General features: G+C 40.2%; 13 protein-coding genes. All 13 read right to left on the reverse strand.

The annotated features are described in order from the left end of the window. Positions 1-47: 47 nt before the first annotated feature. Complete coding sequence (locus QWY93_RS00305) at positions 48-1,307, reverse strand: hypothetical protein (protein ID WP_290246197.1); 1,260 nt, start codon at positions 1,305-1,307, stop codon at positions 48-50. Continuing rightward, entirely contained in the window at positions 1,297-1,860 is a 564-nt protein-coding gene (locus QWY93_RS00310) for an RNA polymerase sigma factor (protein WP_290246198.1), read from the reverse strand. Before QWY93_RS00310 ends, QWY93_RS00305 begins: the two co-directional genes overlap by 11 nt. Positions 1,861-2,378: 518 nt before the next feature. Then, entirely contained in the window at positions 2,379-3,083 is a 705-nt protein-coding gene (locus QWY93_RS00315; protein WP_290246199.1) for a sulfite exporter TauE/SafE family protein, read from the reverse strand. Next, entirely contained in the window at positions 3,084-3,509 is a 426-nt protein-coding gene (locus tag QWY93_RS00320) for a FixH family protein (RefSeq protein WP_290246200.1), read from the reverse strand. It lies immediately after the preceding gene. Between the two features lie 18 nt (positions 3,510-3,527). Next, entirely contained in the window at positions 3,528-4,940 is a 1,413-nt protein-coding gene (gene ccoG / locus QWY93_RS00325) for a cytochrome c oxidase accessory protein CcoG (RefSeq protein WP_290246201.1), read from the reverse strand. 51 nt (positions 4,941-4,991) lie between these two features. Next, positions 4,992-5,924 carry a cbb3-type cytochrome c oxidase N-terminal domain-containing protein gene (locus tag QWY93_RS00330; protein ID WP_290246202.1) on the reverse strand — a complete coding sequence of 311 codons (933 nt, stop codon included), beginning with the start codon at positions 5,922-5,924 and terminating at the stop codon, positions 4,992-4,994. Continuing rightward, complete coding sequence (locus QWY93_RS00335; protein WP_290246203.1) at positions 5,911-6,105, reverse strand: cbb3-type cytochrome c oxidase subunit 3; 195 nt, start codon at positions 6,103-6,105, stop codon at positions 5,911-5,913. The genes QWY93_RS00330 and QWY93_RS00335 overlap by 14 nt, the downstream gene beginning before the upstream one ends. A gap of 10 nt (positions 6,106-6,115) precedes the next feature. After that, positions 6,116-8,245, reverse strand: coding sequence for a cytochrome-c oxidase, cbb3-type subunit I (gene ccoN / locus QWY93_RS00340; protein ID WP_290248797.1), 2,130 nt, complete (start codon positions 8,243-8,245; stop codon positions 6,116-6,118). Positions 8,246-8,301: 56 nt separating this feature from the next. After that, a complete protein-coding gene (ccoS, locus tag QWY93_RS00345) occupies positions 8,302-8,484 on the reverse strand; it encodes a cbb3-type cytochrome oxidase assembly protein CcoS (RefSeq protein WP_290246204.1) in 183 nt (60 codons plus the stop codon). Continuing rightward, positions 8,475-10,919, reverse strand: a complete 2,445-nt coding sequence (locus QWY93_RS00350) for a heavy metal translocating P-type ATPase (protein WP_290246205.1) — start codon at positions 10,917-10,919, stop codon at positions 8,475-8,477. Before QWY93_RS00350 ends, ccoS begins: the two co-directional genes overlap by 10 nt. A 55-nt stretch (positions 10,920-10,974) precedes the next feature. Then, complete coding sequence (locus tag QWY93_RS00355) at positions 10,975-11,613, reverse strand: hypothetical protein (RefSeq protein ID WP_290246206.1); 639 nt, start codon at positions 11,611-11,613, stop codon at positions 10,975-10,977. A 278-nt stretch (positions 11,614-11,891) separates the two neighbouring features. Then, positions 11,892-12,599, reverse strand: a complete 708-nt coding sequence (locus tag QWY93_RS00360; protein WP_290246207.1) for a Crp/Fnr family transcriptional regulator — start codon at positions 12,597-12,599, stop codon at positions 11,892-11,894. A gap of 92 nt (positions 12,600-12,691) precedes the next feature. Next, positions 12,692-13,282, reverse strand: a complete 591-nt coding sequence (locus tag QWY93_RS00365) for a YceI family protein (RefSeq protein ID WP_290246208.1) — start codon at positions 13,280-13,282, stop codon at positions 12,692-12,694. Between the last annotated feature and the right edge of the window lie 23 nt (positions 13,283-13,305).

Consider the following 13,305-nt stretch of genomic DNA (forward strand, 5'->3'; position numbering starts at 1 on the left):
TAAGCATTGCCAACTTACCAATAGCCTTGGAAATTTTCCTTCGACCATTACCATCTATATTTTATGCCAATAAAGGCGCCGGCGCTTTTTAAATTTACTTTTCCTTCCCCGATTTCTGTGATGGGCAATTTGAAATAGGGTTCTACCTGGAGTGAAAGTTTTGGTGTCAAAATCCTTTCATACCCCAAACTAAAATTCATTATTCCCAATAAATGCTGATTTGAATTCCTGACATCAACTTCACTGGAATAAGGGCTATAACCATTTGAATATTCCAGCTCATAACTTTCCCTAAGCATGAAATAGGAAGAAAATCCTGTACTGATATACCACCTGTCCAATTCATTATTGATGGCATAAAACCGGACATTTAAGGGCACATCCAATACCCAACAATCTCCCTTGATTCCGTTTGGAGAAGGTGCATAACCTGTTTGATACCCTTCATCCCCTTGGTAGGTCTTAAAGGAATAAAGCCCTCCCAGGGTAATGCTCCACTGAGGCAAAAGGAAATACTCCACATTAATCCCTGCACTGGTTCCCAAACCATGCAGATCATTGATTTTCAAAGCACTTACATCAGGGGAAAGCAAGCCAGCCAAACTCCAACGGTCATCCTGCCAATAATCAGCTTTTTTCTTATCCGGAACGTTGTAGGTTCCTTCTCTGGGTCCTTTTGTATCCATGGGTTGTAAGCCATTGGAATTGAGTTTTGGGGTTTGAAGAAATAAATCTGGAACCACCCTTTTTGCCCTATTAACCAATACCATTTGGTTTTGGGGTGAATTTCTAACTTCTTGCTGAGTAACTGCCCCTGCATCTGCATTTTGGAACTCAGGGTCCACAGTTTTTTTATTATTTATTTTATTTCTGGAGTGAAAAGTGGATCGTGCGCCACGAGCTTCTTGCTTGCTTGCGGCATTTTTTCCCTCCAAGTTTCCTGTAGTATTATTTTCAGAGTTATTATTCCCGTAGTTTGAATAAATTTCATTTTTGCTGGTAGTATTTTCACCACTTTCTTCAGTTTCTGCAATAATTAATTCAGATGAAGAGGATTGATTTTCCTGCTGCTGGACTTCAGTATTATTACTTCCATCCCAAAAATTCCAGGCCAACCAGGCACCTCCCAAAAGAATTATAGCAGAAAGACTTCGGAAAAGGTTGTTTTTGTACCAAGGCACACCATTATGTCCTGGAGAAGGGCTTTGAAGTTTTTGCTTCATCTTATCCCAATCCCCCGGCACAAAAGGAATGTCCGCTTCCTCCACCTTTTGGCGGAAGAGTTCATCCAATTCCTTATCGCTCATATTTTTCCAGTCCTTTTTCATGACTTCGCGTTAACATACTTCTTAGGTTGGCCCTAGCCCGGGACAAATTTGATTTTGAGGTGCCCACAGATATTTGGAGCATATCGGCAATTTCTTCATGGGAATACCCCTCAATAACATTCAAGTTGAACACTGTTCGGTACTTGGGAGACAAATTCTGTAACAGTTGGATAATTTCCTGATAAGAAATTTCTCCCATGATGTCCTGTCCCTGGTCTGATACCTTTTTGACTTGATCTAAATCAGCATTATTATTTTGATGAATATATTTTTTGTAATGATTAATCGATGTATTAATCAGGATCCTTCTAAACCAGGGCTTAAAGGGTTGATCGGGATTAAATTGACTGATCTTATTAAAGATTTTCATAAACCCATCATTTAAGACCTCAACTGCTTCCTCCCTATTGGCCGTAAACCTTAGACTAATGCTCATACCATAACTGTAAAATTGCTTATACAACAATTCCTGGCTTTTTTGGTCACCTTTTAAAAGCCCCTCTAACAGCGATTTCGTTAGTTCTTTTTTCACTTATTTTCCGCTTGCATTAGTCTATACAACACTTTTCTTTGATCGGTTGCGTGGGATAATAGATTTTAAGAATATTCTTAATTATGCCAGTAACCTTTGGGATCCAGAAGAAGGCCACAAACCTCTATGAAGGACAAATTTTCATCACACCACCTTCCATCAGAAAAGATTAGTGGGATTTATTTTGATTGATTTCCCTGATGAAAGGATACTCTTCTCTAAGTTTTCCGGCCAACCTTATTATTGACTTCCCTTTTTGATCATTTTATTTTTATTCCCTTAAAATAAAACGATCAAACAGAATTAAAGGTATGATTTCCTGGAATTGCCCCTTCAGGTCATCCACCCAATCACTAAACCTAAAAAACTTTTGACTTGGATTTTTTATCAAATACCAACTTACAATAATGTAATTTATCAGTTTCCTTTTTCAAACTATAGTTATAAATGGCATAAAAAAGAGGTTAGGAAATCTAAATCCTAACCTCAAAAAACAATAGTAGAAAGAGAAAACCCTATTACCTGCACATGGTCATTTCCTGAATGGTTGTTCCAATTTCCATAAGCTGCAATTCCGGGCTGAGAAAATGAATTCCCAGCCCCAATCCGCGGAAAATAAATAGGCAACCAATAAATACCCCAAAATAGGGCAGCCACTGGGATACCTTTTGCCTTCCAAAATTATTAATCCAGTTTCCACCCAACATCAAAACCAGCAAAAGCGGAATAGTTCCTATTCCAAAAAATGCCATATAAAGAGAGCTCCCCAAAGGATTTCCTTGTGCCAAAGCCGCCATCAAAGCCATATACACCATCCCACAAGGCATAAGTCCATTTAAGAATCCGGTTACAAAAAATGATACGGCACCTCCCCTTTTGATCCAATATCCCAGGTAATTTTTTAATTTCCCCACGAATTGAAACAATCCTAAACCGGCCATTAGCTTTTCCCCTTTTGAATAAAAGATGGCAAAAATGATCATTATAATCCCCAGACCAATAGATAGTCCCTGTTGCATTCCTGCCATTTCAAATCCTACGCCTAAAAAGCCTATTGCCAAACCTAACAGGGAATAAGTCATGGTCCGTCCCAGGTTATATGCCAGTTTTCTAGCCCAATACCCACGCTTATTCAGGGACCCAATCGCCAAAGCTATTGGACCACACATCCCCACACAATGAAAGGAACTTACAAAACCCAGAACTATCGCTGTCCAGATCATTTACAAATTAATTTTTTTCTCCTGAAAGTATTCCTTACCATCATTTTTCCAGGTTAATTTTACTCTCCAATACCCGGATTTAAGATCCTTCAAATCCAACTCTAAAGGTGATTTTTCAGAAAATTTTACCGGAATCTTATGGTCCATCCTGGCATCAGAAGGTCTGAATAACCATAATGTTCCTTCCGCCCCATTTTCCAATTCCAATCCCAACTTTTTGGTATTTGCATCAAACCAAATCACTTCCTGGCCTAACTCGGCGGCATTGGCCACTTTTTGGATGTGTTCCTGGTATTTGATTTCCTCTTCATAATATTGCTGGGTTACCAAATGAATATCATCCTGTTTGACACAAATGGTCACCATTGTTGCCATCATTGCTCCAAAAGCAATAAAAACCAAAATCAATCCTTTTCCCCAATTCATACTTTTTTGATTTAATAGTTATTTGTTTTTTGGTAATGGAGCCATAAAATTGGTTTCAATTCTGTCAATCACCTCCCCGCCCTGAATTAAAAGCAGTTCCACCTCCTGATTGATGGATTTAACATTTTCTTGTTCCATTACAAGGAAAAATCTCCCTTCCATTTTAGACTGACCAGACAATCTCCAATTCCCCCCTTCCTTTGCTTCTATTTTAAACCGGCTATTTCCAGGTTTTATCTGAATGTTTTTTGGATCAAATGTTTTGTTGATCAGTGTCATTTCATACAAATTACTGACTTGCCCATCGGGCCTCTCCTGGTAAGTCATACCCCTAAACCGGGTAACCGTGGCGGAAAAATCGTCTCTAGTAACCAGTAGGCCAACAAAAGCTAATATCAACAGCGCCAATACCGTACTATAGCCCATTACCCTAGGGGTAATCAACTTAGCATTTTTGTGTTGAATGCTATTTTCAGAGGCATACCTTATCAAGCCTTTGGGCCGGTTGATTTTTTCCATGACGCCATCACAGGCATCCATGCATGCAGTGCAATTTACACAGTCCATCTGGACCCCATTTCTAATATCAATGCCTGTTGGACAAACTTGAACACAAAGGCTGCAATCCACACAATCCCCCTTAAGGTTGCCTTCATTTGAATTTTTCACCAATTTTCCCCTTGGTTCGCCTCTAACATAATCATAACTTACATTGATGGAATTACTATCCAAAAGCACTCCCTGAAGCCTTCCATAGGGGCATACCACTGTACAAGCTTGTTCTCTAAACCAGGAAAAAACAAACAGGAAAATTCCCGTAAAGGTCATTAGGCCAATAAAACCAGCCCAATTTTCCGTAGGAGAATGAGATACCATTTCCAAGGTTCTTTCCCATCCCACCAAATAGGCCATGACAGTATGGGCAATCACCAAAGACACCATGGTAAACAAACCCATTTTAAAGCCTTTTTTAAGGATTTTTTCTCTGTTCCAGGGCTTGGCATTCAACTTTTTTTGTTGATTGGCATCTCCCTCGACCCAGTATTCAATTTTCCTGAAGACCATTTCCATAAATAATGTCTGAGGACATGCCCAACCGCAAAAAACCCTGCCAAACACAACCGTAAACAGGATGACAAAAACAAAAAAGATCAAAAGCAAAAACAACAAAATATGAGTATCCTGTGGCCAAAAGACCTGCCCAAAGATGATGAATTTCCTTTCAAAGAAATTCAATAACATCAACGGTTTACCATTCACCTGAAGAAAAGGACCTGCAAACAGCAGGCCCAACAATAGCCAGCTGACAATAGTCCTCCACCGGAAAAAGAAACCTTTTACCTTCTTGGGGTAAATCCAGTTTCTTTGTCCATCCTCTTGAACGGTGGCCAGGGAATCCCTAAATGAACTTGTGTTTTTGATATCTTTCATTGGATTTAAATTTTGAGGCAGATGGCCCATTGTCAGCCATCTGCCTCTCCATTAAAAAGCTGATGGAGCACTTCCAACTTCTATTGCTGCAGTTTGTGTATCTGCCGGAGCTTTTTCTTCTGGGACATATTTTTCTCCCTGAGGTTCTTTGGGGTTGGTCGGAGTGGTACCCTGTAAGGAAAGGACAAAGTTGGCCACTTGCTTGATTTCCTCAGGGCTTAACTGATCTTGCCAAGGGATCATGCCCTTTTCAGGAACACCATATTTTATAACGGTAAATACATCCTTGATACTTCCACCGTGAAGCCAATATTCATCGGTAAAGTTGGGGCCAACACCCCCTCCTCCATCTGCACCATGACAGGCTACACAGTTATTTTGGTACAAAGATTTTCCTGCTTGGATCACCGCTTCAGACTGGTCCAATGTTACATTGGTTTCATCTATGGAGGCCAATGCAAATGCTTTTCTTTCCTCGGCTTCTAATGCTGCCAATTCCAGCTCTACTTGATATTCTTCAATTTGAGATTTGCCCAAATCAAATACCGAATAGTACATAAAATAGCCAATACCAAACACTATTGTTCCATAAAACAGGTACTTAAGCCAAGGAGGCATAAAGTTGTCCAGCTCCACAATACCATCATAGCTGTGGTCCAGCATGATCTCATGTTCCTTTTCAATGGGTTTCATTTCCCCTACCACAAACCTTTTCTTAAACCTTTCCCAAAAAGAAGGTTCTTGGGCCAGTTCGGGATTTTCTTGTTTCAGAATTCCCGAAATAAAAGTCATTAGGTAAATCAATAACAACAATAATAAAACCGTCACCCCTAATACTACCATTATCATGATCAATAGGGCCAATTGGGTGCTATCCATTCCCCTTAGGCTTTCTACCCAGCCAGTATTGCTTTGCTGGGCCAATGCCGGAGTTGCTGATATAAATGCCAAAAAGGCTGACAATATTAATTTATTCTTTTTCATAGGTATTATCATTTTTGGGATTGCCATCGTGGACGGGCAAAGACTTCATATGATCTACATAATTGCGATCCGCTTTTAAAACCCACCAGGCCATTCCAATAAAAAACAAGACAAAGATGAGCAGGGAAATCACTGGGTATATTTCCACATTTTCTATTGCGATTAATATTTCCTTTTTCATTTTGCTTTACTTATGGATTTGAACTCTCTTTTTTTATATCTGTCCCCAACCGCTGTAAATAGGCGATAAGAGCCACAATTTCGGTGTCTGGAAGCACCTCAATACCTGATTCCTTCAGGTTGGCAGCAATCCCCTGGGCTTGTTTATGGGCATTCTCTACTGCCTCTTGCGAAAAACCTTCCGGATAAGGTACACCCAACTTCTGCATGGTTTCTATTTTGGCCGGTAGATCCGAATGGTCCATGGTATTGGTAGCCATCCAAGAGTAAGAAGGCATTGTGGACCCGGGAGACATGGTTCTGGGATCCACCATATGGTGGTAATGCCAACTATCTGGATATTTCTTTCCAACCCTGTGCAGGTCTGGGCCGGTCCTTTTGGATCCCCATAGGAAAGGACGGTCATATACAAATTCTCCTGCTTTGGAATACTCTCCATATCTTTCTGTTTCTGAGCGGAAAGGCCGGATCATTTGAGAGTGACAACCTACACAACCATTAGAGATATACAGGTCACGCCCTTGCAATTCAAGCGGGGTATAAGGTTGTACACTGGCAATGGTGGGCACATTGGATTTTACCAAAATGGTAGGTATGATTTCTATTACCCCCCCGATGATGATGGCCACCGTTGCCAAAACAGTAAAGAAAACGGGTTTCCTTTCCCAGGCTCGGTGCCAAAACTCACCTTTCTCAGACCTATATTTCACAAGGGCAGGAGCTTCGTCTTTTTCCTCAGTCAAGAAGGATCCTAACTTGGCTGTTTTTACAAGGTTATACCCCATAATTATTGCTCCGGTCAAGTAAAGTACCCCACCAAATGCCCGGAACATGTACATAGGGACAATTTCCAGCACAGTCTCAAGGAAGTTGGGATAGGCCAACCTTCCCATTTCATTAAATTCTTTCCACATAAGACTTTGAGTCAATGCGGCTACATACATGGGAAGTGCGTAAAACAGGATACCCAAGGTCCCTAACCAAAAGTGGGTATTGGCCAATTTGGTAGAGTAAAGATTAGTTCTCCACATCTTAGGCCATAGCCAGTACAATATTCCGAAAGTGAGAAATCCGTTCCATCCCAAACCTCCAATATGCACATGGGCTACAATCCAATCTGTATAGTGGGCAATGGCGTTGACATTTTTAAGGGAAAGCAATGGTCCTTCAAAAGTGGCCATACCATAGGCGGTAACAGCAACCACCATAAATTTCAACACCGGGTCAACTCTCACTTTGTCCCATGCCCCTCTCAGGGTCAAAAGGCCATTGACCATACCACCCCAAGAAGGGGCGATTAGCATAATTGAAAAGGCAACACCTAATACCTGGGCCCATTCTGGCAAAGCGGTGTACAACAAGTGGTGAGGCCCTGCCCAGATATAAATAAATATCAAGGACCAAAAGTGAACAATAGATAGCTTATAAGAATAAATGGGTCTGTTGGCTGCTTTTGGCAGGTAATAATACATCAACCCCAAAAAGGGAGTAGTTAGGAAAAAAGCCACTGCATTGTGCCCATACCACCATTGTACCAAGGCATCCTGAACACCTGCATAAGCGGAATAACTTTTAAAAAAAGAAACAGGCAATGCCAATGAATTAAAGATATGCAGTACCGCTACCGTTACGAAGGAGGCCAGATAAAACCAAATGGCCACATACATATGTCTTTCTCTTCTTTTTACCAAGGTACCGATCATATTGGCACCAAAGGCCACCCAAATCACCGCAATGGCAATATCAATAGGCCATTCCAGTTCTGCATATTCCTTGGACGTGGTCAGTCCTAAAGGAAGGGTGATGGCTGCAGCTAATATGATCAGCTGCCAACCCCAGAAATGGATCCAACTGAGGGCATCACTCCACATCCTGGCCTTCAAAAGCCGGGGCATGGAATAATAAACACCCGCAAAAATAGCATTTCCCACAAAGGCAAAAATCACCGCATTGGTATGCAATGGACGAATCCTGCCAAAGGTGGTGTAGGGATTACCCAAGTTAGCCTCGGGAAGAAATAGCTGGGTGGCGGCCAATATACCCACCAACATCCCAACCAAACCCCAAATGATGGTGGCTGCACCAAAGTACTTGACGATTTTGTTATCGTAACTGAATTTTTCCAGCGTTGCTGTACCCAAGGACTGGGCGACCGGATCATCGCCCCTGAACTTTTCCAATTTAGGTTCTGACATATCTATTTTGATTTAATTGTAGTTTTTTGGTTTCCGTTTTCTTTCGTTGTTTTATCAAATAAAATCCTGATGGAGGGAGTATGGGCATCATCGAATTGCCCTTGGTTCATGGCCCTTAGAAATAGTATTAAAAAGCCAATGGCCAGAACTAGACTCACTCCGATCAATACAAAAATCACTTCCATAGCTCATTTTTTTTTGTGATCAATCCTTTCTTATAAGCCCAATAATTGGTTGAAATGGTGGTAAACACCACTACCGAAATACTGCTCAATGGCATAAGCACTGCACAAATCACCGGACTCAGCAGCCCCTGGACTGCCAGGCCAATGCCCAAAGCATTGTACACAAAGCTCAGGATAAAGCTTCCCTTAATAATTTTCCTGCTGACTTTGGCAAACTCAATAAAGGCCGGAAGTTTATTTATGGCCGTTGCATCCAATATGGCATCACTTGCAGGGGAAAAGTGAGTCGCTTGATCTGTTAAGGCAATCCCCACTTTGCTTTCCTGAAGGGCGCCGGAATCATTCAAGCCATCTCCCATCATTAATGTGTTTTTTCCCTCACCATTTAACTTTTCCAAAAACTTCAGTTTGTCTTTAGGGCTTTGCTGAAACAGCATGGACACACCTGATCCAAATACTTCTTCCAAATGTTTTCTTTCATGATTTTGATCTCCTGAAAGCAAATGCACTTTACCCTTTTCCTTTAAAAGGGTGACCAGAGTTGGCATTCCTTTCCTCAGTCCGCTTTGGATTGAGAAATAGCCCATCACCTTTCCTTCAATGGCTAGATACACCTGGTTTCCCAAAATTTTATTTTTCCCATTTTCTACTTCTAGCCATTTTGCTGAACCCAGCTTTATTTCCATGGACTTATATTTGGCCAAAATGCCTTTTCCTGTCCACTCCTTGATTTCAGTTACATTATTAGAAGGCTCTTCTTTTATCCATTGCCGAATCCTATTGCTTAATGGGTGGTTTGAGACGGAAACCATCGATTTGATGATGGACAAAGTTTCAGGAGAAAGAGCTTCTCCCTTGAAAGATACTTTGGCCTGATTTGGGTTAGTCAGAGTACCTGTTTTGTCCAATACAAAAGAGTCCACCTCTGCCAGGTTTTCGATCACATGGCCATTTTTGAGATAAAATTTTCCATTCCCCATCACCCTTAGGGTATTTCCAAGGGTAAAGGGAGTGGAAAGCGCCAGTGCACAGGGACATGCCACTATCAGGACACTGGTAAATGCTTTGATCCCAGTGGGCAAATCATAAAAGCTCCAAAATCCCAGTGCCAAAAAGGCCACTAAAAGTACTGTGAAAGTAAATTTTCCACTAATGGCATTAGCCAAAGAGGCCAACCCTTCCTCATCCTTATTTTGATGGAAACTTTTGTGGTTCCAAAGTGAAGTCAAATACCCCTGAGAGGGTAATTTTTGCACTTCTAGTAATAATTCAGCACCTTTTTGCCTGCCTCCAGCATAAATCAATTTTCCTTCGGGGACCTTTACAGGAACTTCCTCTCCGGTGACAAAACTGTAATCGATTTGTGCATCCCCATTGAAGAGCACACTATCACAAGGGATCAATTCCTCATTTCTAACTTTGATAAGGTCCCCTTCCTGGATTTTTGTCAAAGCCACTACCTCTTCTGCCCCTTTGTTCATTAAGGTTACAGACAGTGGGAAGTAAGCTTTATAATCCCGGTCGAAAGCCAGGGTGGCAAAGGTTTTTTGTTGGTATAATTTTCCCAATAGCAAGAAAAACAGCAGCCCACCTAATGAATCCATATACCCACTTTCCTGGTGGATCAAAATTTCATAGAGGCTATAAGTAAAAAGAGTAATGATTCCTAATACAATAGGAACATCCATATTTACTCTTTTGCTTTTCAGGGAATACCAAGCCGACTTGTAATAATCAGCTGCAGCATAAAACACCACTGGCAAAGCCAGGAAAATATTTAGGTAAGCAAATAATCCTCTGAAACCTTCTCCCAAAAGGGAGGTCTCAGAAAAATAATCCGGCAAGCTGAAAAACATCATATTGCCAAAACAAAACCCTGCTACAGCCAGCTTATAAATGCCAGATTTATCCTTCCCGGTTGAATCTTCACTTTTTTTATCCAGATTGGAAAGCCTGATAGTCGGTTCATATCCAATTTTTGCCAATAACTCTACAAGCCCCTGAAGGGTAATTTCCCTTTTTAAAAATCTGAACTGGGCCACTTTTTTCACAAAGTCTACCCTACCGGAGATTACCCCGGGATTTAATTGATGTAGATTTTCCAATAACCAAATACAACTTGCACAATGGATGGCAGGAATGCTGAAGGAAACATGGGCTTCCTCTTCATTCTGGAAATCAACCATTTTTTCGAGAATGGTTTGATCAGACAAAAAATCAAACCGGTTGGCCTGCTGGGATTGATTTTTTTTCTTTGTTCCTGGACTATCACCGTATTCATAATAGCTGCTAAGTCCATTGTCCTGAAGCAGTTCATAAACCAATTGACAACCAGGACAGCAGAAATCCTTTCCATCAAAAATCAATGCATCACTCAAACAATTGTCCCCACAGTGGAAACAAACTTTTGTTTTATCTTTTGCAATTACATTCATTTAAGAGGTTGGTTATTAATTAAAAATTAATTGAGATTTAAGATTTGATTTGGGTTTATTTGGCCAAGTAAAAGGACAGCTGATCATACCATCTTTCCCCTTTGTAAAAGAGAAAAAGAACTTTGGCCAATTCAGCCTGGTAATTTTTGGTAGTGACCAATAGGGTGCATTTGTTTTTGGTAGCATATGACCAGAAGTCCCCTATCTTGGTAAAATTGAATTTGATAAAGGACGTTTCTTTGGTTGAATTAGTAATCAGCTGAATGAGCTCCTGTTCCTCTGCCTGTTTTGACTTAGGGATAAAACATGGGGAAATGATTGTTGCCTGACTCTCCCGAATCAGGGGAAGAAATAGGGTAATGAAATTCTTGATAATCCGGGCAGATGGAGGTGTCCCGTCATAATGGAAAAGAATCTTCTCTGTTGAAAGCTCATGGTCATACAATAACAAGGGGATATCGCAGACATGATTCTCCAAAACACTGGGTTGATCCTGATCATGAAGCCAATCCAAAACTTTGGGCAAATTGGCTGTAATAAGCAAAGGTGATTGCTTTTCTGAGTTCTCTACAATTGGGGTGACCTGTGAGGAAACCCTTTCATAAAAATCCATAGGAATCTGCTCATAATAATGGGCTTTGAGTAAATTCTCAGGGATTTCAAAATGACCGAAGGAATTGGTTTTCACTTGCATAAATCAATATCATTTATGCAAATGTATATGTATGGGGACCGGGGAAGTATGATATTTAAAAAGTCAAAACCTGATAAAAATCAGGTTTTGACTTTTTTTATTTGGGTTGGACTATCAGTTATTTAGGTTCTGAATAATTACTTATAAAATTTTAATAATAGAAAAAGTATCTAATATTAAGAGGGGCTTGTTCAAAAGCAGGGTTTTTGAATAGAAATCACATTTTTCAAATCCATGGATGCTGCTCCGAAGCCACTACCCTAATTCAAAAAAACAATTTAATTATAGAAATCTGATAGCCTTGCCAAGCTTTTTTTGTCTTTTACAATTATCTTTTTACCCTCGAAAGCAATTAGCTTGTCCTTTTTAAACTCGGACAACAAGCGGATAACGGTTTCAGTGGCAGTCCCCACCAACCCGGCAATTTCCTCCCGGGTCAGAGCAATATCTATTTTTTGGTTTTCACCACCATCAACTCCATAAGATTCTCCTAGCTTTAGAAGGGTAAAGGCCAGTCTTTCTCGGATGGTTTTTTGGGTAGCATCCGTCAATTTATTCTCCATTACCCCCAAGTCCTTACAAATAGCCTGAGTCAACCTCCGGTGAAATTGGTTATCCTGGGCTATGATATTCAAAAATGTTTCCTTTGGGATAAAACAAATTTTGGCATCTTCCACAATAGTTGCGGAGTTGGAATAAGTTTCTTCCCCCAGAAGTGAGGTATAACCCAAAAAATCACCCTTTTGTGCTAATCGGATAATCTGTTCTTTCCCGTTGGAAGCAGTTTTATAAACTTTGACAATTCCGGAACTCACACAAAAAACGCCTAATGGTTTGGTGCCTTCATAAAAAAGGATTTGTCCTTTTTTATGGGAAATTAGGTTTTTGTTATCAGAAAGATTGCACAAATGCTCTTCTGACAATCCCGAAAACATGGAAAACTTTCTGCTAAGACAAAGTTCGCAAGGAGTATTTTTTACCTGCATATTCTCTTATAAATGTTTAACTAAGTGCAAATCTAATAGTTAAACATACTAAAAAAATATGACTTTTATCATATTGCCCCCATACATCTTAATTAGGATTCAAAAGGCTTTAAATGAATTACAAAATCCACTGTTACCCTGTCATTTACCTTGATGGCCCCAAAAAATTTTTCAGGAGGCTCAAGGCCAAAATCTGAAAACAAAAAGGATTGGCTACCAATCAGATGCATTTCATTTTCCCCCTTTTGTACCAATTTGCATTGCATGGGAAATTGCTTAGAAGCACCCGCCAAGGTAATCTCTGCTAGCCCTTCCAGTATTTGCTTATTATCCCAGGATTTATTGGTCATATGGATAAATTTGATTTTGATTTTTGGGAATTCATCTGCTTGTACGGTTTTTTGAAAATCTTTGGTCATTATGGAATTGACACAATCAAAATTACAAGCAGAAACTGCCACCTCCCCCTTCCATTCTGTATTTCCTGTTAATGGTTGGGAATAAGAAAAAAGTTTATCTGAACCAGAATAACTTAAATTAGTGCATAAAAAATTATTGATATTGGTTGTACCGGAAATCTCCATTTGACTTTTGGAGGTCACTTTCCATACTTCTGCTTTAATTTCATTTGGAGACCACCAAATCTGAAGTAATCCCCATATCAATAATATTAGAATATTCATGGCTCTAAAGAAATAGGGTTCTT

It is taken from the genome of Echinicola jeungdonensis (assembly GCF_030409905.1).
Taxonomy (GTDB): domain Bacteria; phylum Bacteroidota; class Bacteroidia; order Cytophagales; family Cyclobacteriaceae; genus Echinicola; species Echinicola jeungdonensis.